The sequence below is a fragment of the Rathayibacter sp. AY2B5 genome (assembly GCF_002931645.1).
Taxonomy (GTDB): domain Bacteria; phylum Actinomycetota; class Actinomycetes; order Actinomycetales; family Microbacteriaceae; genus Rathayibacter.
This window is the reverse complement of record NZ_PSUE01000001.1, coordinates 130,621-151,978: the sequence shown is the minus strand read 5'-3', so window position 1 is coordinate 151,978 and position 21,358 is coordinate 130,621. Positions and strand designations below refer to the sequence as shown.

The following is a 21,358-nucleotide window of genomic DNA, read 5'->3' as shown; positions in this document are numbered from 1 at the left end:
CTAGTGGCGGGGTCGCGGGCGATCAGCCGCAGGGGGTGAGCCGCGCGACGTCCTCCGAGAGGGTGGTGGGACCGCCGAGGAGGACGACCCGCTGAGCTCCCGACTTCGCGATGTCGGTCAGGACGGCGCGGGGCACGCAGGTCGTCGGCACGGCGAACAGCGGGCTGTTCGAGTAGCCCGCCGCCGTGGCTCCGGCGAGGGCGTCGGGAAAGTTCTCGCCCGTCGCCAGGAACACGGTCTCGGCCCTCGAGAAGGCGGCCCGGTTCAGCTGCTCCGATGTGTCGTAGCGGTCGACTCCGCCGATGCGGGTGATCGTCGGCACCGGAAGCGAGTTCTTGATCCCCTCGCTCACCGACAGGGAGCTGCCCGCGATGGTGAGGTTCTGCACCTTGAGCTTCGAGAGGATGCCCTTCGTCACGGCGTCGGCCGTGCTGCCGGTGCCGTTCACGAGGACGACGGGTGCGTCGACGGAGCCGGCCGCGGCGCTCGCGCCGAGCGCGTCGGGGAACTTCTCGCCCGTGGCGAGCCAGGCGCGCGACGAGCCGCTCGGGAACGCGCTCTGGATGATGAGCCTGGACGTGTCGTAGCGGTCCTTCCCTCCGATGCGGTCCACCGTCGGCGAGTAGGACCTCAGCTGGTTCAGCAGGCCGTCGCCGACGCTCAGTGCGGAGCCGACCACGACGATCCTCGCCGGCTTGAGCCGGCTGAGCTCGTCGCGAACGGGCTGCGACATCGAGTCGCGGTCGACCAGGAGCAGCGGACCCTTCTGCTTGGCCGCGACCGGGGCGGCGCTCAGCGCGTCGGGGAAGTTCGCGCCGGTCGCGATGTAGACGACGGGGACGTTCGGGCCGAAGACGGCCTTCGAGATCGCGACGGCGGTGCCCTGGCGGTCGGTGCCGGCCAGACGCAAGACGTCGATCCCGGCCGACGTGCTCACGGACGAGCAGCCGAGATCCTTCCGGCCGGGGCCCCGGGAGTCGCCCGTCCCGACCCAGCGGTTCCAGTCGACGGAGTCGGCGGAGACGCAGACCTGGTAGGTGCCGGGTGCCGAGACGGGCGTGGTGGCGCCGAAGCCGTGGGCGCGGCCGGCGACGGAGTACTCGCCCGGGATGTCGCCGCGGTCGCCGTTCGCGGTCTGCGTGCGGACCGTGCGGGTGCCGTCGGGGCCGGTCACCGTGACCGTCGTGGTCAGCGCGGCCTGCTGCGTCGTCGGGTCGACGGCCCAGCCGGACACGCTCAGCGTGCTGCCCGAGATGCGCGGGGCGTCGACGCGTCCCGCGGGGGCGATCCCGGCGTTGGCCAGGGTGCCGTTCGGGTTCCAGTCGCTGAAGAGGTACCAGAAGTTGATGTTGCCGTATGTCGCGCAGGCCGCGTTGCCGGAGCCGGTGAGCGCGTAGTCGTTGGGCTGGTACGGCGTGTAGTAGTAGAGGTCGGCCGTGGCCTGGTTGCGGATGGTGACCGGCGAGGAGCCGCACGCGGTGCTCGGGTAGTAGGCGACGTTCGGCGTCGTGCCCGGAGCGTAGGTGGTGAAGTTCGAGCCGGAGCCGGGCGGGTTGGCGTAGCGCTTGAACTGGCGGGCCGCGCTGTAGACCTGCGTGAAGAAGCCCGCCGAGCCGGGGTCGCACGCCGCGGTGTCCGGGCAGTTGTAGCCGGTCGCCTTGGCGTAGTCCTCGGGGCTCGGCGTCGTGTCGGTGACGAGGCTCCGCTCCTTCTGCACGAGCACGACCAGGGCGAGCGGGTTGATGCCGCAGGCCAGGCCGACGCGCGTGAAGATCGAGGCCGACGACTCGCTGCCGGAGCCCTGGTAGGCGCTGCACATCGCGTCCGCCGCCTTGGACGGCGTCGCCTGCGAGAAGTTCTTGAGGCAGGGGGCGGTGCCGGCGGTGGAGCACCGGCTGCCCTTCTCGTTCAGGAGCGACTGCACCTGACCGGTGCTCAGCGCGTCGCCGTCGAAGAACTGGGCGTCGCTGACGATGAAGCCGGCGCGGAAGCTCTTCGTCTCCTCGGCGCTGTACTGCGTCGACTGGTCCGGGACGCCGAGGTCGGCGCGGTCGAGGGACGCGTCGAGAGCGCCGGTCTCGACCGAGACGGTCGACGGCGCGTCCTCGGCGGCGGAGGCGGAGGTGATCGGGACGAGGGCGGTGCCGAGCCCGACGGCGAGAGCGAGCGCGGCCGTGAGCAGGCGCGATGAGCGGTGGTGATTCCCCATGATCGCGAAGTCTACGAGGCGGTCGCAGGGCGTCCTGGCCCTCGTTCGGTGGTCGTGGCGCGTCGATCGATCGATGTCGGAGGTGCGTGGTGTCATCGGCGGCATGGATCTCTCCTTCGTCCTCGGCCTGGTGGTCGGCGCGCTCCTCGCGGGAGTCGTGGCCGTCCTCCTCGCCCGCTCCCGCACGCCCGACGCCGCCCTCGCCCTCGACCTCGCGACGGCCCGCGCCCGCGCGGAGGGCCTGGAGGAGCGGCACGAGGCCGTCGTCGAGCAGCACCGCGAGCACCTCGGCTCCGCCCGCGACCAGATCCGCGAGCTCCAGGAGCAGCTGCGCGTCGTCGCCGAGCGCGAGCGGCACGACGCGCGCATCCTGCAGACCCTCTCCCCCGTCGCCGAGAGCCTGCGCGGCATGCAGGAGGCGGTCGGCCGGCTCGAGCGCGAGCGCGCCGCCCAGTTCGGGGCGATCACCGAGCAGCTCGAGGGGCAGCGGGCGGCGGGCGAGCAGCTGCGCTCGACGACCGAGACCCTCGCGTCCGCGCTCCGCTCCACCACGAGCCGCGGCGCCTGGGGCGAGACGCAGCTGCGGAACGTCGTCGAGGCCGCCGGGCTCACCCAGCGGGTCGACTTCGACGTGCAGTTCGGCCTCGAGGGCGAGGCGGGCCGCGGCCGCGCCGACATGGTGGTCCGCCTGCCCGGCGGCAAGGCGATCGCGGTGGACGCCAAGGTGCCGTTCGACGCGTACCTGGAGGCGAGCGCGATCCCCGCGGGCGCCGGCGGAGAGGAGGAGGCGCGGCGCGCGGGGCTCCTGCGCGCGCACGTCCGCGCCCTCCGCGGCCACGTGGACGCGCTGGCCGCCCGCTCCTACTGGACCGGGCTCCCGGCGAGCCCCGAGTTCGTCATCGCGTTCGTGCCGAGCGAGCCGCTGCTCGCGAGCGCGCTCGACGCCGACCCGAGCCTGCTCGAGTACGCGTTCCGCAAGCGCGTCGCCCTCGCCTCGCCCGTGACCCTGTGGTCGGTGCTGAAGACCGTCGCCTACACCTGGCAGCAGGACGTGCTCACCGACGACGCCAAGCGCCTGCTCGACCTCGGCAAGACGCTCTACGCCCGTCTCGGCACCCTCGCCGACCACGCCGAGGGCCTGCGCCGCTCGCTCGAGAAGACGGTCGACTCCTACAACGCCTTCGCCGGCTCGCTCGAGAGCCGCGTGCTGGTCACCGCGCGCCAGTTCGACTCCCTCGACGAGTCGCGCGTCATCGCCCCGGTCGGAGGAGTCGCCTCCTCGCCGCGCCGCCTCACCGCCGTCGAGCTGCTCGCCGCGGACGACGAGTCCGAGCGGAGCGCGTAGGGTCCCGGGTCCCCGCTGAGCGAGCACCGGGCGTGCAGGCCGGGCGCGAGCGGCGCCGTCCATCCGGCTCGACACCCGGACGACCGCAGCTCGCGACGGCGCTCCACCTCCGCGGCTCGGCGAAGGAGCGCCCGCGAGGCGTCTCGAGACCCGCCGCGGCCCCGCCCGCTCGCCTCGGTGACCGAGGCCGGTGTCCTTCCGCGTCCTGCACGCCGAGACGCCGCCGCACTCGACGAGTGCGCCGTCAGCGGAGCGGCGCCTCGGCAGCAGTGCGGCGTCTCTGAGAGAGCGTGACGGCCTAGACCCACTTCTCCGCGAGGTGCTGGGCGGTCACGCGGCGGATGGTGCCCGAGCGGGAGCGCAGCACGATGGACTCCGTCGTGATGACGTGGCCCTCCTTGCGCACGCCCTTCACGAGCCCGCCGTTCGTCACTCCGGTCGCGACGAAGTAGGTGTTGTCGCTGCGGACGAGGTCGTTGGCGTGGAGGACGCGATCGAGGTCGTGCCCGGCGTCGATGGCGCGCTGGCGCTCGTCGTCGTCCTTCGGGCGGAGGATGCCCTGGATCACTCCGCCGAGCGCGCGGATGGCGCAGGCGGTGATGATGCCCTCGGGCGTGCCTCCGGTGCCGACGCACATGTCGAGTCGGGAGTCGTGGCGAGCGGCGTTGATGCCGCCCGCGACGTCGCCGTCGAGCAGGAGGCGCGTGCCGGCTCCGGCCGCGCGGATGTCCTCGATCAGCTGAGCGTGGCGCGGGCGGTCCAGCACCGCGATGCGCATCTCCTCGACGGGCTTGCGCTTGGCGCGGGCCAGGGCGCGGATGTTCTCGCCGATCGGGCGCTGGATGTCGATGATCCCGACGCCCTCGGGCCCGGTGACGATCTTCTCCATGTAGAACACGGCGGAGGGGTCGAACATCGCGCCGCGGTCGGCGACGGCGATCATCGAGAGCGCGTTCTGGCGCCCGGCCGCGGTCAGCGAGGTGCCGTCGATCGGGTCGACGGCGATGTCGGCGGCGGGCCCCGAGCCGTTGCCGACATGCTCGCCGTTGAAGAGCATGGGCGCGTTGTCCTTCTCGCCCTCGCCGATCACGACGACTCCGTCGAAGTTCACGGTCCCGAGGAAGGTGCGCATGGCGTCGACCGCTGCGCCGTCGGCGGCGTTCTTGTCGCCCTTGCCGATGAAGGGCACGGCGCGGATCGCGGCGGCCTCGGTGGCGCGGACGAGCTCCATGCCGAGGTTGCGGTCGGGGTGGAGGTAGAGCGAGTCGTTGTCGATCACAGAGCGGAGTCCTTCGTCGTCGAGTTCGTGCACGTCGTCGCAGGACCCGCGGAGCGGATCCCCATCCCTGCCCGAAGCCTAGTCCAGGGCCCTCCACGGGCGGAGGGACCGCGGAGGGGCGCCTCGCTAGACTCGTCCGCGACGCGGGCCTCGCCCGACCCCCCCCTTCGTTCATCCGTCAAAGGAGATGCCATGCCCGTCGCTACCCCGGACCAGTACGCAGAGATGCTCGACAAGGCGAAGGCGGGCGGCTTCGCCTACCCGGCGTTCAACGTCTCGTCGTCGCAGACGATCAACGCGGTCCTCCAGGGCCTCACCGAGGCGGGCTCGGACGGCATCATCCAGGTCACCACCGGAGGCGCGGACTACTTCGCCGGCCACACCGTGAAGAACCGCGCGGCAGGCGCGATCGCCTTCGCGAGGTTCGCGACCGAGGTCGCCAAGAACTACCCGGTCACGGTCGCGCTCCACACCGACCACTGCCCGCAGAACGCGCTCGAGGGCTTCGTCTACCCGCTGATCGCCGCCTCCGCGGAGGAGGTCAAGGCCGGTCGCGAGCCGCTCTTCCAGTCGCACATGTGGGACGGCTCCGCGATCCCGCTCGACGAGAACCTCGCCATCGCGAAGGAGATCCTCCCGCGCGTCAAGAACATCAACGCCATCCTCGAGGTCGAGATCGGCGTCGTCGGCGGCGAGGAGGACGGCGTCTCGCACGACATCAACGAGCACCTCTACACCACGCTCGACGACGCGATCGCGACCGTCGAGGCCCTCGGCTTCGGCGAGCAGGGCCGCTACATGGCCGCCCTCACCTTCGGCAACGTCCACGGCGTCTACAAGCCGGGCAACGTCCGACTGCGCCCGGAGCTGCTCCGCGAGATCCAGGACGGCCTGCAGGCGAAGTACGGCACCGGCGCGCTCCCCCTCGATCTCGTCTTCCACGGCGGCTCGGGCTCGACCGACGAGGAGATCGCCGAGGCGGTCCGCAACGGCGTCGTCAAGATGAACATCGACACCGACACGCAGTACGCGTTCAGCCGCTCCGTCGCGGACACCGTGCTGAAGAACTACGACGGCTTCCTCAAGGTCGACGGCGAGGTCGGCAACAAGAAGGTCTACGACCCGCGCTCGTGGGGCAAGATCGCCGAGACCGCGATGGCCGCGCGCGTCGCCGAGGCGACCCGTCAGCTCGGCTCGGCCGGGAACTCCGGGAAGTAGGGCACCGCTCCGTGACGAACGCACACGATCAGCCGGGCGACAGGCGTCCGGAGCCGCAGTACGGCGAGTACGCGCCGCCCGGCTGGTCGTGGCAGCCGCCGGAGGATGCCGTGGTCGTCCCCGACCCGAGGGGGTCGGAGACCGATCCGAGGCCCGCGACCGCTCCGGCCGCGAAGCCCGTCGCGCATCCCGTCGACCGCCTGCTCACGATCGTGCTGCTCGCGCTCGGCGTGTTCTTCGCCGTGCCGACGCTGCTCGATCCCTCGAGCTTCGCGACGACCCTCCAGGAGCTCTACCGCTCCCAGGGCATCGGCACCTACGCGTCGCCGGAGCTCGCACGGATCCTCGGCGTCGTGGTGGCGCTCGCGCAGTCGCTGATCGTCGCCTTCGCGGTGTGGATCTCGATCCGGCGGCTCCGCGCCGGCAAGCGCGCCGTGCTCGTCCCGATCCTCGGGATCGCGGCGACCGTGCTGCTCTCCCTGATCGTCGCGGCGATCGCCATCCTGGGCGACCCGACGTTCGCGGAGTACGTCACGCGCATGTCGGGCTCGCAGAGCGGCGCCGGCACCGACGTCTAGCGTCGATCCCCGTTCCACCGCACACGGAAGAGGCCGCCGCTCCCGAGGGAGGGCGGCCTCTTCCGTGTCCGGGCCGGAACGCTCTAGGCGCCCGCTCCCGCGCTGATGCGTCCACCGACGCCACGGGCGTCGCGCTTGCCGGCGACGTCCTTGCGCAGCTCCTTGGGGAGCGAGAACATCAGGTCCTCCTCCGCCGTCTTGACCTCCTCGACGTCGCCGTACCCGGCGGCGGCGAGGTCGTCGAGGACCTCCTGGACGAGCACCTCGGGCACCGAGGCGCCGCTGGTGACGCCGACGGTGCGGATGCCCTCGAGCCACTCCTGCTTGATCTCGCTCGCGTAGTCGACCCGGTAGGCGGCCTTCGCGCCGTACTCGAGGGCGACCTCGACGAGGCGCACGGAGTTGGAGGAGTTCGCGGAGCCGACGACGATGACCAGCTCGGCGCCCGCGGCGACCTTCTTGATCGCGACCTGGCGGTTCTGCGTGGCGTAGCAGATGTCGTCGCTCGGCGGGTCCTGCAGGTTGGGGAAGCGCTCGCGGAGACGGCGCACCGTCTCCATCGTCTCGTCGACCGAGAGCGTCGTCTGCGAGAGCCAGACGACCTTGTCCGGGTCCTTCACGACGATGTTCGGCACGTCGTCGGGGCTGCCGACGAGGGTGACGTGATCGGGAGCCTCGCCCGCGGTGCCCTCGACCTCTTCGTGGCCCTCGTGGCCGATGAGGAGGATCTCGAAGTCGTCGCGCGCGAAGCGGACGGCCTCGCGGTGCACCTTCGTCACCAGGGGGCAGGTCGCGTCGATCGCCTGGAGACCGCGGTCGGCCGCGCCCTGGACGACGGCCGGCGAGACGCCGTGCGCGCTGAAGACGATGTGCGATCCCTCGGGCACCTCGTCGACCTCGTCGACGAAGATGGCGCCCTGGCTCTCGAGCGTGGAGACGACGTGCACGTTGTGCACGATCTGCTTGCGCACGTAGACCGGCGCACCGTAGTGCTCGATGGCCTTCTCGACGGCGACGACCGCGCGGTCGACTCCGGCGCAGTAGCCGCGGGGCGCGGCGAGGAGGACGCGCTTGCGGCCCTCGACGGGGACGTCGCGCAGACGCCCTGTGGCGCGGGGCATGCGCGGCATGGGCAGGCTGATCGGGACTTGGCTCACCCCCCGATTCTACGTGGTGCATCCTGTGCCCGGGCCGTCCCGGTGTCGGACCCGTCCCGTACCGTTGTCGTCGCGGGAGGGCGCTCCCGCTCCCCCCGTCCCTCCGAGCAGAGGCAGCGATGACCGACGCCCCACCCACCGCCGACGCACCCTGGCCGGTCGGCCTGCTCGCCAGCAAGATCAAGGGCTGGATCGAGCGCCTCGGCACCGCGTGGGTCGAGGGCGAGATCACCCAGTGGGGCGCGTCCGGCGGCAACGTCTACGGGAAGCTGAAGGACCTGTCCGGAGACGCGACGGTCGGCTTCACCGTCTGGTCGTCGGTGCGGAGCCGCCTCCCGGCCGACCTCAAGCAGGGCGATCGGGTCATCGCGCTGGTGAAGCCCAACTACTGGGTCAAGGGCGGAACGCTCTCGATGCAGGTCTTCGAGATGCGCCACGTCGGCCTGGGCGATCTGCTCGAGAAGCTCGAGCGGCTCCGCCGGCAGCTCGCGTCGGAGGGGCTGTTCGACGCCTCCCGCAAGAAGCCGCTGCCGTTCCTCCCGCACGGCGTGGGCCTCATCACCGGCAAGGACTCGGACGCCGAGAAGGACGTGCTGCGGAACGCGCAGCTGCGCTGGCCGGCCGTGCGCTTCCGGGTGGTCCACTCGGCCGTGCAGGGCGACCGGACGGTCCCGGAGGTGCTCTCGGCCCTGCGGACCCTCGAGGCCGACGACAGCATCGACGTGATCGTCATCGCCCGCGGAGGCGGCGACTTCCAGAACCTGCTCGGCTTCAGCGACGAGGCGCTCGTGCGCGCCGTCGCCGCCTGCTCCACTCCGGTCGTCAGCGCGATCGGCCACGAGGCCGACCGCCCGCTGCTCGACGACGTCGCCGACCTGCGCGCCTCCACTCCCACCGACGCCGCGAAGAGGGTCGTGCCTGACGTCTCCGACGAGCTGCTGCGCGTGCAGCAGGCCCGGCTGCGGATGACCGGCCGCGTGAGCGGGCTCGTCTCGCACGAGATCGACCGGCTCTCGCAGCTGCGCTCGCGGCCGGTGCTCGCCCAGCCGCACGTGCTGGTCGATCGGCACTCCGAGGAGCTGACCCGCTGGGTCGCGCGCGGCGCCGAGCTGGTGGACCGCCGCCTCGAGCGCGCGCACCTCGAGGTCGAGCGCCTGCACGGCCACCTGCGCGCCCTCTCCCCCCAGCACACCCTCGACCGCGGCTACGCGATCGTCCAGAACGCGGCCGGGCACGTCGTCCGGGCGCCCGGTGACGCGCCGGCCGGCGGCGCACTCGTCCTCACGCTCGCGGAGGGGGCCGTCGGCGCCCGCTCCGAGGGGCCCACCGGCGATCCCGCCGGCCGGTCCTGAGCCCGCCGCGCCACCCGTCCCCCTCAGCCCCGATCGATAGGATCAGACCCATGCCCGACTCCCCCGACGCCCCGGCGACCGACTCCGACGTCTCGGGATTCTCCTACGAGCAGGCGCGCGACGAGCTCGTCCGCGTCGTCTCCGAGCTCGAGCAGGGCAGCTCCACCCTCGAGCGCTCGCTCGCCCTGTGGGAGCGCGGCGAGGCCCTCGCCGCCCGCTGCGAGGAGTGGCTGATCGGAGCACGCGCCCGGCTGGACGCGGCCCGCTCCGGAGGGGCGGCCGCCGGATGAGCCGCGCGAAGCCCGCGCGGGTCGTCGCCGAGCTCGGGCGCCCGGAGACGGCGGCCGAGACGGCCGCACGCAAGGCCGAGAACTCCCGGCTCTACCGTCAGCGCAAGACGGTCAACAACCTCGTCTTCTCGCTGCTCGCGACCGTCGGCGCCGTAGCGCTCATCGTCCTGCTCGTCCCCCGCGGCGACACCGTGGAGCTCTCCTCGGTCGACGTCCCCCGCGTCGCCGCACAGGTCCAGCTGGGCGAGGAGCAGACGCTCGCCGTGCCCTCCCTGCCCGACGGCTGGAAGGCCAACGCGGCCGAGCTCCGCCGCGAGAACGGCACCGACTACTGGTACGTCGGCCTGATCACCCCGAAGGCGGGCTACATCGGCCTGAGCCAGGGGCTCGACGCGGACGCGGCCTGGGTCGCGACGCAGCTCGACCGCCGGGCGGCGACCGGCGTCGAGACGATCGACGGCCGCGACTGGACCGTCTACGACCACCGCGACTCCGGCGAAGACACCGGCAACACGCCCTACGCACTCGAGACGACGGAGGGCTCCAGCACCTACCTCGTCTACGGCACGGCCCCGACGGACGAGATCCGCCTGGTCGTGGACGCCATCACCCCGCAGATCGGCCAGGAGGAGTCCCGATGAGCCTCGGAACCAGCAGCACCGTCCCCCGCGAGTCCCGCCCGCCGGCGTGGGTCTGGAAGGAGATGCTCCGCGGCAACCAGCGCTTCGTCGCAGGCGAGCCCCGCCACCCCCGCCAGGACGTCGAGCGCCGCGCCGAGCTCGCCGCCGCGCAGGCCCCGCTCGCCGCGCTCTTCGGCTGCAGCGACTCCCGCCTCGCGGCCGAGATCATCTTCGACCTGGGGCTCGGCGACCTCTTCGTCGTCCGCAACGCCGGCCAGGTGATCGCCGACTCCATCATCGGCTCGCTGGAGTACGGCGTCGCCGTCCTCGGCGTGAAGGTGCTGCTCGTGCTCGGCCACGACGAGTGCGGAGCGGTCCGGGCGGCGATCCAGTCGCAGGCGCCCGGCGCCGAGCGGCTCCCCCCGCACATCGAGCACCTGATCGAGCCGATCATCCCCGCGGTGCGCCGCCTCGTGGGCGCCCAGCCGGACGGCCGCGTGCTCGTCGACCCGTCGGCGACCGACGCGCTGGCCGTCGGCCGCGAGCACCTGCGCGACACGGTCGCCGAGCTGCTCCAGCGCTCCCCGCTGATCGCCGACGCTGTCGCGACCGGGCGGCTCGCCCTCGTGGGCGCCAACTACCGGCTCTCGGACGGCACCGTGATGTCCGATGTCGTGCTCGGCATCGATCCGCCCGAGCTCAGCCCCTACGTCTCCGAGCTGGAGCGCGACTCCGGCTCGGCCTCCTCCGCCGCCGCTCCGAGCGCGGTGGGATCGGATCCCGCGTGAGCGGCTCCGGACAGCACAGCACCAACCGATCAGACAAGGACGAACACAGCGTGGTGGATCACTCCCCGACCGACGACTCCGGCGACTTCCGCATCGAGCACGACACGATGGGCGAGGTGCGGGTCCCCCGCGACGCCCTCTACGCCGCGCAGACCCAGCGGGCGGTCGAGAACTTCCCGATCTCCGGTGCGGCCCTCGAGCCTGCCCAGATCGCGGCCCTCGCCCGCATCAAGAAGGCGGCGGCGCTGGCCAACGCCGAGCTGGGCGTGCTCGACGCCGACATCGCCACGGCGATCGCCGACGCGGCCGACCTCGTCGTCGGGGGCGGCTACGACGCGCACTTCCCGATCGACGTGTACCAGACCGGCTCGGGCACGTCCTCGAACATGAACATGAACGAGGTGCTGGGCTCGCTGGCGACCACGGCCCTCGGCCGCACCGTGCACCCGAACGACCACGTCAACGCCTCGCAGTCCTCCAACGACGTGTTCCCCACCTCGGTCCACGTCGCCGTCACCGGCGCGCTCATCGAGTCGCTGATCCCCTCGCTCGAGCAGCTCGCCGAGTCGCTCGAGGTCAAGGCGGAGCAGTGGGCCGAGGTCGTCAAGGCCGGCCGCACCCACCTGATGGACGCCACCCCCGTCACGCTCGGCCAGGAGTTCGGCGGCTACGCCGCGCAGATCCGCCTCGGCATCGAGCGCGTGCAGTCGGCGCTCCCCCGCGTCGCCGAGGTCCCGCTCGGCGGCACCGCGGTCGGCACCGGGATCAACACCCCCGCCGGCTTCCCGCAGAAGGTCATCGCGCGCCTCGCGGAGGAGACGGGCCTTCCCGTCACCGAGGCCCGCAACCACTTCGAGGCCCAGGGCGCGCGGGACTCGCTGGTCGAGGCCTCCGGAGCGCTGCGCGTGCTCGCGGTGAGCCTGACCAAGATCAACAACGACCTCCGCTGGATGGGCTCCGGCCCCAACACCGGCCTCGGAGAGCTGCGGATCCCCGACCTCCAGCCCGGATCCTCGATCATGCCCGGCAAGGTGAACCCGGTGATCCCGGAGGCCGTCCTCATGGTCTGCGCGCGCGTGATCGGCAACGACGCCACCATCGCCTGGGCAGGCGCCTCGGGTGCCTTCGAGCTCAACGTCGCGATCCCCGTCATGGGGACGGCGCTGCTGGAGTCGATCCGCCTGCTCGCGAACTCCGCCGTGCTGCTCGCCGACAAGACCGTCGACGGCCTCGAGGCCGACGTCGAGCACGCCCGCGCCCTCGCCGAGTCCTCCCCCTCGATCGTCACCCCGCTCAACAAGGTGATCGGCTACGAGGCCGCCGCCAAGGTCGCGAAGAACTCGGTCGCCAAGGGGATCACCGTCCGCGAGTCGGTCGTGGACCTCGGCTTCGTCGAGCGCGGCGAGGTGACGGAGGAGCAGCTCGACAGCGCCCTCGACGTCATGTCGATGACCCACCCCGGCTGAGCCCGGCCCTCCGACGGCCCGTCCCTGCGCTCGGCGCGGAGGCGGGCCGTCAGACCACCAGCCAGAACCCTGCGAGCAGGAACGGTCCGAACGCGACCCGCCCGCGGACGCGCAGCACGAGCACCCACAGCCCTGCCACCGCGAAGCCGACAGCGGGCGCGGCGACGACGTGCTCGGGTCCGAGAGCCGCGAGCGGCGGTGCGAGGGCCGCCTGGAGCTTCACGTCGCCGAGGCCCAGCCCGCCCGCCGCATGCAGCACGCCCAGGCACAGCACCGTCGCGAGGACGGCGAGAAGCGTCCCCGCCGTGGGCGCGAGGACGGCTCCGACCACCAGCAGCGGGAGCGTGACCGCGTTCGGGAGCCGGTGCCCGCGCACGTCCGCCAGCACCAACGGCACGCTCGCGAGCGCCACCGGGACGAGGCCGGGCGCCCGACCCAGGTGCGGGGCCCCGATCAGGAGGAGCACCAGGGCGCCGAGGAGCAGGGCGGCCCGGTCGAGCAGAGATCCGCGGAGCATCCGCCGAGACTAGGGGGCGACGCCCTCGGGGCGTCGGAGTTCTCCACAGGGCGGCCCGCCGGCGTGCTCGGGCGGCGGCGGGTCCCATCCCGGCCTCAGTCGTGCGGCGGCAGCGGTCCCAGCAGGAGCGACGCCCAGGCGCCGTGCGCCGACGCGTCGTCGGAGGGGTGGAACTGCCCGGCGAGCACGTCGCGGTAGAGGCGACCGAGCTCCGACCGGCGCTGGTACGCCGAGCCGCCCGCGATCCGGACGGCGCTCTCGACCACGCGGAGCGCTCCCTCCGTGGTGCGGATCTTCACCCCGACCAGCGAGGGGAACCAGCGCGCGCCGCGGTCGACGAGCGCGTCCACGTCGGCCGCCGCCGAGCGCAGGGGCGCCTCGAGCCCGTCGAGCAGCATCCCGGTCTCAGCCACCCGGTGCCGCACCTCGGGGTCCTCCGCCAGTGGCCGCCCTCCCGCCCGGAGGGAGGCCCGTCGGCGGACGGAGGCGACGGCGAGCTCGAGCGCGCGCTGCGCGACACCGAGGTAGACCGAGGAGATCAGCAGCTCGAAGGCCGCGAAGACGGCGAAGACGAAGGGGTCGGCGGTCGGTCCGACGGGCAGCGAGCGGATCATCCGCTCGGCCGGGACGACGACGCCGTCGAGCACCGTCGTGCGGCTCTGGGTCGCCCGCATGCCGAGCGTGTCCCAGTCGTCGCGGACCTCGAGCCCGGCGACCGGCGAGTCCGGGCGCTCACGGTGCACGAAGCCGTGCACGAGCCGCGGCTCCGACCCGCTGTCGTCGCGGCCGAACACGCCGAGCCGCGTCCAGGCGGGCGCGAGGGAGGTGAAGACCTTCGTGCCGGTGAAGCGGTAGCCGCCGTCCCCGAGCGGCTCCGCCCGCGTCAGCGAATCCGAGAGCACCAGGTCGTTGCCCGCCTCGCTGTTGCCGAAGGCGAAGACGTGACCCGTCGCGGCGTCGACGAGAACCGAGCGGAGGGAGTCGTCGCCCCGCTCGAGCAGGAGTCGCGCGATCCCGGTCCAGACCAGGTGCATGTTGACGGCGAGCGCGGTCGCGGGCGCGGCCGTCGCGAGGCGCGTCTGCTCGGCGGCCGCCTGCTCCAGGCCGAGGCCGGCACCGCCGAGCTCCTCGGGGACGAGCAGCGCCAGGTACCCGATCGAGCGCAGCTCCTCCAGGTCGTCCGCGCAGAACGCGTTGCGCTCGTCGTAGTCGGCCGCGCGGGTGCGGAAGCGCTCGAGGAGCGCGTCGTCGAGGATGCTCACCCGTCCACGCTACGCCCCGGTGCCCTGCAGGGACGCGCCCGGCCCGGGGATCCTCGGATCCCACGGGCCGGACGCACGGCGAGCCCGTCAGGCGAGCTCGTTCGATTCCAGCATCTCGGTGACCAGAGCGGCGATCGCCGAGCGCTCGGAGCGGGTCAGCGTGACGTGCGCGAACAGCGGGTGGCCCTTCAGCGTCTCGATCACGGAGGCGACCCCGTCGTGCCGGCCGACCCGGAGGTTGTCGCGCTGCGCCACGTCGTGGGTCAGCACCACCCGGGAGTTCTGCCCGACGCGCGAGAGCACCGTGAGCAGGACGTTCCGCTCCAGCGACTGCGCCTCGTCGACGATCACGAACGCGTCGTGCAGCGAGCGCCCGCGGATGTGCGTGAGCGGCAGCACCTCGAGCATCCCGCGCTCGATCACCTCGTCGAGCACGTTCTGCGACACCAGCGCCCCGAGCGTGTCGAAGACCGCCTGCGCCCAGGGGTTCATCTTCTCGGCCGCGTCGCCGGGCAGGAAGCCGAGGTCCTGGCCGCCCACCGCGTAGAGCGGCCGGAAGACCATGATCTTCTTGTGCTGGCGCTTCTCCAGCACCGCCTCCAGGCCCGCGCAGAGCGCCAGCGCCGACTTGCCGGTGCCGGCCCGGCCGCCGAGCGAGACGATGCCGACCTCCGGGTCGAGCAGCAGGTCGATCGCGAGCCGTTGCTCCGCCGACCGCCCGTGCAGGCCGAACACGTCCTTGTCGCCGCGGACCAGCGTGATCTGCCGCTTGCCGGTGACCCTCGCGAGAGCGGAGCCGCGGTCGGAGTGCACGACGAGTCCGGTGTTGACCGGGATGTCGGCCACGACGTCCGTGAAGAGCCGCTCGCGGTCGTAGAGCTCGCTCATCGCGTCGCCGCCGAGCGTCACGTCGTCCATGCCGGTCCAGCCGGACTCGGGGGCCTGCTCGGCCAGGTACTCCTCGGCCGCGAGGCCGATGGAGGCGGCCTTGACGCGCATCGGCATGTCCTTGGACACGACGGTGACCGCGGCGCCCTCGCTCTGCAGGTTGAGCGCGACGGCGAGGATCCTCGCGTCGTTGTCGCCCATCTGGAGCCCGCTCGGCAGCACCGACATGTTCGAGTGGTTGAGCTCGACGCGGAGCGTGCCGCCGCGGCCGACGGCGATGGGGAAGTCGAGGCGCTCGTGCTGCACGCGCAGCTCGTCGAGGCGGCGCAGGGCCTGCCGGGCGAAGTAGCCGATCTCGGGATCGTTGCGCTTCCCCTCGAGCTCGCTGATGACGACGATCGGCAGCACGACGGCGTGCTCCGCGAACCGGAACATCGAGGACGGATCCGACAGCAGCACCGAGGTGTCCAGGACGTAGGTGCGGAGGAGCTGATCGGCCGGATCCGAGGAGCCGTGCTGGACACGGCGGTGGACGCCGCCCTGCGTCCCGGTCTGCGGATCCATGCCCTGGGGAACTGTCACGACGACTCTCCACACTCCGGGGGCCGGAGCCCCCGGCTCATGTCCTCGAGCCGGTCTCATCGGTGCGTGTCGTGCACCGCGCAGTGTCCCTTCGGCGTCTGCGCGATGTCGAGCCGTACTTCTGTGGCCGTCTCGACCAGGCGCTGTACCTGATGACTCGAACCTAACCCGGCGAATGACATCCGTGTGCTTCTCACCGCTACGAATGTGTAACCAGTGTGTGAACGCGCGGAATCCGGCCTAGTAGTCGATGTTCGTGGCCGACGAGATCAGGGCGGCGCGGAGCAGCGCGAGGGTCGCGTCGGTGGTGCCGGCGTGCGCGCTGAAGCGGACGGTGCTCGGACGCAGGCGCGCGGTGACGCCGTGCGCGGCGAGGGAGGCCGCCAGCGGGGCCAGTTCCTCCGGCTCCGGCTCGACGACCACGATGCCGGCGCGCTCGTGCTCGCCGCGGGAGCCCACGACCGCCAGTCCGAACTCGTCCGCGAGGTCGACGATCGCGCTGACCCGCTCCGCCACGAGCGCGGCGATCGTCGACTGCCCGACCGCGGCGACCTCCTCCAGCGCCGACGCGAGCCGGGCCTGGGCGATCGGGTCCGGGTTGCTGATGCTGAAGGCGCGGGCGTCGCCGCGCGGCGGAGCCACCTCGTCCCACGGCTCCGCCTGCTCCGATCCCGTCCAGCCGGAGAGCACCGGGGTCAGCCGCGACAGCGCCCGCTCGCTGAGCGCGAGGAAGCCCGTCCCCCAGCCGGCGCGGAGCCACTTCTGGCCGCCGGTGACGACCACGTCCGCCAGCTCGTAGGGCGCGTCGACGACGCCGAAGCCCTGGATCGCGTCGAGGACGAGCATCCGGTCGCCGATCACGTCACGGATCGCCGCGACGTCCGCGAGGTAGCCCGTGCGGGAGTCGACCAGGCTCACCGCGACGGTCGTCACGTCGCCCGTGAGCTGCTCGCGGACCGCCTCCGGCGTCACCCGTCCCTGCTCGGTCCGCAACCAGCGGGGCTCCACCGAGCCGAGAGCCTGCGCCGAGCGCACCGCCGCGAACGGCAGGCTCGGGAACTCCGCGGCCGACAGCAGCACCGCGCCCGAGGCGCCGAACAGCGCGTGCAGGAGGCCGGTCGAGGTGTTGGGCTGGAAGACGACGCGGTCGGCGGGGACGCGCACGAGCGCCGCCGCCGCCTCCCGGACGCGCTCGTCCTGCCGGAACAGCTCGTCGAGGGTGCCGCTGCGCGCGCGCACCAGCAGCTCGACGGCCGCCTCCTGCTCGGCGGCGACGGTCGCCGAGAGCGGGCCCACCCGGCCGAAGTCGAGGTACCCGGTCTCCTCGCCGAAACCGGCGAGGTAGTCCTCGGTCGTGGTGGAGGTGGCCTCGTTCGAGCTCATGCCGGCCCTTCCGGTCGGTGGTGCGGCAGGAGCCGCGAGGTCAGCTGCCGAAGCGGCGGTGCCGTCCGGCGTAGTCGCGGAGCGCGCGGAGGAAGTCGACCTCGCGGATGTCGGGGCCGAGCGCCTCCATGAAGTAGAACTCGCTGTGCGCGCTCTGCCAGAGCATGAAGTCGGAGAGGCGCTGCTCCCCCGAGGTGCGGATGACCAGATCGGGGTCGGGCTGCCCGCTGGTGTACAGGTGCTCGCCGATGAGCTCCGGGGTCAGCAGGCCCGCGACGTCCTCGATGGAGGAGCCGCGCTTGCCGTGCTCCTCCAGGATGCTCCGCACGGCCTGGGCGATCTCGTGCCGCCCGCCGTAGCCGACCGCGAGGTTGACGTGCAGGCCCGTGTGGGAGGCGGTGCGCGCCTCCGCCGTGTCGAGCGCGGCCACGAGCGAGGGCGGGAGGCCCTCGTCGGAGCCGACGTGCTGCACGCGCCAGTCGGGCTGCTGCGAGACCTCCTCGGCGAGGTCGGCGATGATCGCGATCAGCTCGGTCAGCTCGCTGCTGTCGCGGCCGACGAGGTTGTCCTGCGAGAGCAGGTAGAGGGTGACGTGGCGCACGCCGAGCTCGTCGCACCACTGCAGGAACTCGTGCACCTTGGCGGCGCCGGCCCGGTGGCCGTGCGCGGCGGTCTCGAGGGCCCGCTGCCGCGCCCAGCGCCGGTTGCCGTCGATGATCATCGCGACGTGGTTCGGCAGGGAGTCGGGGGGAAGGCTCGAGCGGAGGCGCTTCTTGTAGACGCCGTAGAGGAGGTCCCTTCCCACAGGCAGTCTCGGCTTCGGCACAGTGACACGGTAGTCGACCCGGGGCGCTCCTCGAAGCCCGGCGGCGCTCGGCGTCGGCCCGGGACGGCGTCGTAGTCTGTCCGGCATGAGCCAGCGGCCGACGCCTCCCCCGTCCGATCCCCGCGCCCGCACCGACCGCGGCGGAGACGCCGTCGGAGCGGACGGCCCGGACCTGCCCGCCCTCCCCCTCGTCGAGGACGCGATCGAGCACGACTCCTCGGCGGAGGTCCGGCCCACCTGGCGCGGCTGGATCCACGCCGGCCTCTTCCCGCTCGCGATCGTCGCCGGAGTGGTGCTGATCGTGGTCGCGGAGGGGACCGCGGCGAAGTGGGCGGCCGCGGTGTTCGCGACCACGTCGCTCCTGCTCTTCGGCAACTCCGCTCTGTACCACCGCTTCGACTGGAAGCCGCGGACGAAGATGATCCTCAAGCGGATCGACCACGCCAACATCTTCCTGCTGATCGCCGGCACCTACACGCCGCTGGCCGTGCTCGCCCTGCCGCCCGCGCAGGGCACGCTCCTGCTGGTCCTGGTCTGGGCGGGGGCGCTGCTCGGGATCGGCTTCCGCGTCTTCTGGATCGGCGCGCCGCGCTGGCTCTACGTGCCGCTCTACCTGCTGCTGGGCTGGGCGGCCGTCATGTACCTCGGTCCGCTCTTCGAGGCCAGCGCGACGATGATGGTGCTCGTCCTCGTCGGCGGTCTCTGCTACTCCGCGGGCGCCGTCATCTACGGGATCAAGAAGCCCAACCCGGTCCCGGGCGTCTTCGGCTTCCACGAGATCTTCCACGCGCTCACTGCCGTGGCGTTCCTCTGCCACTGGACGGCGGCGCTGATCGTCTCGCTCCACCCCGCGTACAACGCCTAGAGAGGCCCGGGCCCACCGCTGTGGGCCGGGCTCAGCCCTCGCTGCGCTCCGCCTCGTCGGCGTCGAGCCGCTCCTTCACCTGGGCGGTGTAGGTGGTGCGCCGCACGCGCCGGACCATGTCGAGCGCGAGGAGGACGGCCGCCAGAGCGATCACGAGCATCGTGATGAAGCCGAAGAGGCCCGGCGTGACCGTGTCCTCGTTGAACTCGGGGCCGGGGGTCGGCACCGTCGTGGAGGCGAGGACGACGGCGCGCTGGGCGCCCTCGAGCAGCGCGGCGATCACGCGCGCACCTCGTCGGCGACGACGACGCCGGAGCCGTCGGGCTCCGGGGACACCGGGGCGTCCCCCGAGGGCTCGGGGTCGGGAGCGATCGGCGGGACGACTGCGGTCGGGCCCGGGGCGAGCTCGGCCAGGTCGAGACCGGCGAAGAGATCCGTCTCGGGCGTCGGCGCGTCGACCCGGCTCTCGACGAGCTGGAAGTCGTCGGTCGGCCAGGCGGCGTCGATCGCCTCGTGCGGGAGGAAGAAGAAGGCGTTGTCCGGAGCGACCTGGCTGGCGTGGGCCAGCAGGGCCGCATCGCGCCGATCGTGGAAGCCGGAGATCACGACCCGCGTGGTCGCGAGGTACGGGGTGTCCTCGTTCCAGCGCTTCATCTCCTCGAAGACCGACAGGCGCGGGTCCTCCGGGTCGATCGAGCGCAGGTGCTCGGCGATCGCCCGCAGCTTCTGGCCGCTGAAGACGCGGTCGTAGTACAGCTTCGAGACCGACCACGGAGCGCCCGTGTCCCGGTACTCCTCGGCGAGGCCCGCCGCGCGGTACGCCTCGACGGCGACCTGGTGGGCGCGGATGTGGTCGGGGTGCGGGTAGCCGCCGTTCTCGTCGTAGCTGATGATCACGTGCGGCCGGAACCGGCGGACCAGGCGCACGAGCGGAGCGGCGGCCGTGGCGAGCGGCAGGCCCGCGAACGAGGCGGCGTCGACCTTCCCGTCCTCGGGCATGCCGGAGTCGACGAAGCCGAGCCAGGCGTGCTCGACGCCGAGCGCCTCGCGAGCGGCCGCCATCTCGTACCGGCGGAGGCCGCCGATGTCGCGCTCGGCGTGCGCGCGGGCCTCGAGGCCCTCGTTCAGCACGGAGCCGGCCTCGCCTCCGGTGCAGGAGACGACCATGACCTCGGCGCCCCGCGAGGCGTAGGCGGCCAGCGTCGCCGCGCCCTTGCTCGACTCGTCGTCAGGATGGGCGTGCACGGCGAGGAGGCGCGGAGTGTCCCGCACCTCCGAATCGACGGAGACCTCGACGGCCTGGGACACGATCGCTCGATTCCTCGGGGTTTAATGTGATCGGCGCTCCCGTCCGCGAAGGACGCGCGCCACCCGTCCAGAGTAGACGCATCACCCAGGGAGTTCCGTGGCCGCCCGCACGTCCGAGAGCGTCGAGGGAGCCGCCGCGCCCGCGCTCGATCCGGACGCCGTCCGCGCCGCTGGACCCCTCGCCACCCGCTACGGCCGCACGACGCGCACCCGCCGCGGCAACCGCTGGCTCTTCGGCGGCGTCGCGCTCGCCTTCGTCGCCGTCTTCGCCGCCTGGGTCGTCTGGGCCGGACTCGACGGAGCACGCGGCGGGGTGGACGTCCAGGACACCGCGCACCAGGTCGTCGACGACCGCACCGTCACCGTCTCCTTCGATCTCACCGCGCCCGTCGGCCGCGGGGTCGCCTGCGCGGTCCAGGCCCTCAACGAGCAGTCCGCCGTGGTCGGCTGGCTGGTCGTGGAGTACCCCGCCTCGACGGAGCGCTTCCGCTCCTACACGGAGACGGTCCGCACCACCGAGCTCGCGAACACAGGTTTGATCTCCTCCTGCTGGCTCCCGTAGGCTTGCCCGAAGCCCTGACGGACTCGTCGGGGCCTCGCCATTCCCACCGCCGCCTGACGCCGGCCGTCCCCACCGCCGGACGCGGACACCTCCGCACGGTGCTGCCGGGCGCCGCGAGCGCGGCCCGCAGAGCAGGAGCCCACCATGGCCGACCAGTCACAGGTGACCTGGATGACCCAGGAGTCGTACGACCGCCTCGAGGCGGAGCTCACCGAGCTGTCCACCAACGGACGCGAGGAGATCGCCAAGCGCATCGAGGTCGCCCGCGAGGAGGGCGACCTGAAGGAGAACGGCGGCTACCACGCCGCGAAGGACGAGCAGGGCAAGATCGAGGCCCGCATCCGCCAGCTGACCTCCCTCCTCCGCGAAGCCGAGATCGGCACGCCCCCCGAGAGCCACGGAGTCGTCGAGGCCGGCACCATCATCACCGCCGAGATCGCCGGCGACGAGTCCCGCTTCCTCCTCGGCAACCGCGAGATGGCGGGCGAGAGCGACCTCGACGTCTACAGCCCCCAGAGCCCCCTCGGATCGGCGATCATGGGCCTGAACGTCGGCGACACCGCCCGCTTCACGGCACCCAACGGGCGGGAGATCGAGGTCCGCGTCGCCAACGTCGAGACCTGGTCCGGCCACTGATCGCACGTCGCGGCGCTCTCCGAACGGGAGCGGGGCGCCGGCTTCGCGGCGACAGCGTCGGGCGCGATACCGCCGGTACCGCTTCCTCCTCCGCCTTGCGGAGAACGCCGCGACGCACGATCAGCCCTCTCCGAACGGGAGCGGGGCGCCGGCTTCGCGGCGACAGCGTCGGGCGCGATACCGCCGGTACCGCTTCCTCCTCCGCCTTGCGGAGAACGCCGCGACGC

The 21,358-nt window shown here is 72.6% G+C and carries 21 protein-coding genes; 11 read left to right on the top strand and 10 right to left on the bottom strand.

Annotation, left to right across the window (positions count from 1 at the left end; translation table 11 throughout):
- Positions 1–22 precede the first annotated feature (22 nt).
- Positions 23–2,209 carry a cell wall-binding repeat-containing protein gene (locus tag C5C30_RS00655; protein ID WP_104332990.1) on the bottom strand — a complete coding sequence of 729 codons (2,187 nt, stop codon included), beginning with the start codon at positions 2,207–2,209 and terminating at the stop codon, positions 23–25.
- A 103-nt stretch (positions 2,210–2,312) separates the two neighbouring features.
- On the opposite strand from C5C30_RS00655, the gene C5C30_RS00650 reads away from it, so the two are divergent.
- Positions 2,313–3,554: a DNA recombination protein RmuC gene (locus C5C30_RS00650; protein WP_219812324.1), complete on the top strand. Its 1,242-nt coding sequence runs from the start codon at positions 2,313–2,315 to the stop codon at positions 3,552–3,554.
- 298 nt (positions 3,555–3,852) lie between these two features.
- On the opposite strand, the gene glpX is transcribed toward C5C30_RS00650, so the two are convergent.
- Positions 3,853–4,785, bottom strand: a complete 933-nt coding sequence (gene glpX, locus C5C30_RS00645; protein ID WP_097165697.1) for a class II fructose-bisphosphatase — start codon at positions 4,783–4,785, stop codon at positions 3,853–3,855.
- A gap of 240 nt (positions 4,786–5,025) precedes the next feature.
- On the opposite strand from glpX, the gene fbaA reads away from it, so the two are divergent.
- Entirely contained in the window at positions 5,026–6,051 is a 1,026-nt protein-coding gene (gene fbaA, locus C5C30_RS00640) for a class II fructose-bisphosphate aldolase (protein WP_104332989.1), read from the top strand.
- An 11-nt stretch (positions 6,052–6,062) separates the two neighbouring features.
- Complete coding sequence (locus C5C30_RS00635) at positions 6,063–6,629, top strand: DUF6264 family protein (RefSeq protein ID WP_146081458.1); 567 nt, start codon at positions 6,063–6,065, stop codon at positions 6,627–6,629.
- A gap of 83 nt (positions 6,630–6,712) precedes the next feature.
- On the opposite strand, the gene C5C30_RS00630 is transcribed toward C5C30_RS00635, so the two are convergent.
- Positions 6,713–7,759 carry a 4-hydroxy-3-methylbut-2-enyl diphosphate reductase gene (locus C5C30_RS00630; RefSeq protein ID WP_104225527.1) on the bottom strand — a complete coding sequence of 349 codons (1,047 nt, stop codon included), beginning with the start codon at positions 7,757–7,759 and terminating at the stop codon, positions 6,713–6,715.
- A 146-nt stretch (positions 7,760–7,905) separates the two neighbouring features.
- On the opposite strand from C5C30_RS00630, the gene xseA reads away from it, so the two are divergent.
- Genes xseA through C5C30_RS00605 form a run of 5 tightly spaced genes read left to right on the top strand, consistent with a single transcriptional unit; the run spans position 7,906 to position 12,302 of the window.
- Positions 7,906–9,138, top strand: coding sequence for an exodeoxyribonuclease VII large subunit (xseA, locus tag C5C30_RS00625; protein ID WP_104224417.1), 1,233 nt, complete (start codon positions 7,906–7,908; stop codon positions 9,136–9,138).
- A gap of 50 nt (positions 9,139–9,188) precedes the next feature.
- Positions 9,189–9,428, top strand: a complete 240-nt coding sequence (locus tag C5C30_RS00620) for an exodeoxyribonuclease VII small subunit (RefSeq protein ID WP_104224418.1) — start codon at positions 9,189–9,191, stop codon at positions 9,426–9,428.
- Entirely contained in the window at positions 9,425–10,069 is a 645-nt protein-coding gene (locus C5C30_RS00615) for a DUF4245 domain-containing protein (protein ID WP_104246627.1), read from the top strand. Before C5C30_RS00620 ends, C5C30_RS00615 begins: the two co-directional genes overlap by 4 nt.
- On the top strand, positions 10,066–10,836 hold the full coding sequence (locus tag C5C30_RS00610) for a carbonic anhydrase (RefSeq protein WP_208543312.1): 771 nt from the start codon (positions 10,066–10,068) through the stop codon (positions 10,834–10,836). The genes C5C30_RS00615 and C5C30_RS00610 overlap by 4 nt, the downstream gene beginning before the upstream one ends.
- Positions 10,837–10,886: 50 nt before the next feature.
- Positions 10,887–12,302, top strand: a complete 1,416-nt coding sequence (locus C5C30_RS00605; protein WP_104332987.1) for an aspartate ammonia-lyase — start codon at positions 10,887–10,889, stop codon at positions 12,300–12,302.
- A 49-nt stretch (positions 12,303–12,351) separates the two neighbouring features.
- On the opposite strand, the gene C5C30_RS00600 is transcribed toward C5C30_RS00605, so the two are convergent.
- The 5 genes from C5C30_RS00600 to C5C30_RS00580 form a co-directional block, all read right to left on the bottom strand.
- A complete protein-coding gene (locus C5C30_RS00600) occupies positions 12,352–12,819 on the bottom strand; it encodes a prepilin peptidase (protein WP_104332986.1) in 468 nt (155 codons plus the stop codon).
- 95 nt (positions 12,820–12,914) lie between these two features.
- Complete coding sequence (locus tag C5C30_RS00595) at positions 12,915–14,081, bottom strand: acyl-CoA dehydrogenase family protein (RefSeq protein WP_104246630.1); 1,167 nt, start codon at positions 14,079–14,081, stop codon at positions 12,915–12,917.
- Between the two features lie 87 nt (positions 14,082–14,168).
- Positions 14,169–15,533, bottom strand: coding sequence for a PhoH family protein (locus C5C30_RS00590; RefSeq protein ID WP_104224423.1), 1,365 nt, complete (start codon positions 15,531–15,533; stop codon positions 14,169–14,171).
- Between the two features lie 258 nt (positions 15,534–15,791).
- The gene (locus C5C30_RS00585) at positions 15,792–16,934 is read right to left on the bottom strand and encodes an aminotransferase class V-fold PLP-dependent enzyme (RefSeq protein ID WP_104332985.1); all 1,143 of its coding nucleotides are present in this window, start codon (positions 16,932–16,934) and stop codon (positions 15,792–15,794) included.
- Positions 16,935–16,974: 40 nt separating this feature from the next.
- Entirely contained in the window at positions 16,975–17,739 is a 765-nt protein-coding gene (locus C5C30_RS00580; RefSeq protein WP_279630826.1) for an isoprenyl transferase, read from the bottom strand.
- A 106-nt stretch (positions 17,740–17,845) separates the two neighbouring features.
- Here C5C30_RS00580 and C5C30_RS00575 point away from each other — a divergent pair, with 106 nt between their 5' ends.
- Positions 17,846–18,625 carry a hemolysin III family protein gene (locus C5C30_RS00575; RefSeq protein WP_104268443.1) on the top strand — a complete coding sequence of 260 codons (780 nt, stop codon included), beginning with the start codon at positions 17,846–17,848 and terminating at the stop codon, positions 18,623–18,625.
- 31 nt (positions 18,626–18,656) lie between these two features.
- Here C5C30_RS00575 and C5C30_RS00570 read toward each other — a convergent pair whose 3' ends face one another.
- Together C5C30_RS00570 and mca are read right to left on the bottom strand one after the other, a co-directional pair.
- Positions 18,657–18,908, bottom strand: coding sequence for a hypothetical protein (locus C5C30_RS00570; RefSeq protein ID WP_104332984.1), 252 nt, complete (start codon positions 18,906–18,908; stop codon positions 18,657–18,659).
- Positions 18,905–19,933 carry a mycothiol conjugate amidase Mca gene (mca, locus tag C5C30_RS00565; protein WP_258063623.1) on the bottom strand — a complete coding sequence of 343 codons (1,029 nt, stop codon included), beginning with the start codon at positions 19,931–19,933 and terminating at the stop codon, positions 18,905–18,907. The genes C5C30_RS00570 and mca overlap by 4 nt, the downstream gene beginning before the upstream one ends.
- Before the next feature lie 97 nt (positions 19,934–20,030).
- On the opposite strand from mca, the gene C5C30_RS00560 reads away from it, so the two are divergent.
- Together C5C30_RS00560 and greA are read left to right on the top strand one after the other, a co-directional pair.
- Positions 20,031–20,495, top strand: a complete 465-nt coding sequence (locus C5C30_RS00560) for a DUF4307 domain-containing protein (RefSeq protein ID WP_104332983.1) — start codon at positions 20,031–20,033, stop codon at positions 20,493–20,495.
- 144 nt (positions 20,496–20,639) lie between these two features.
- Positions 20,640–21,131: a transcription elongation factor GreA gene (gene greA, locus C5C30_RS00555; RefSeq protein ID WP_104225519.1), complete on the top strand. Its 492-nt coding sequence runs from the start codon at positions 20,640–20,642 to the stop codon at positions 21,129–21,131.
- The last annotated feature ends 227 nt before the right edge of the window (positions 21,132–21,358 follow it).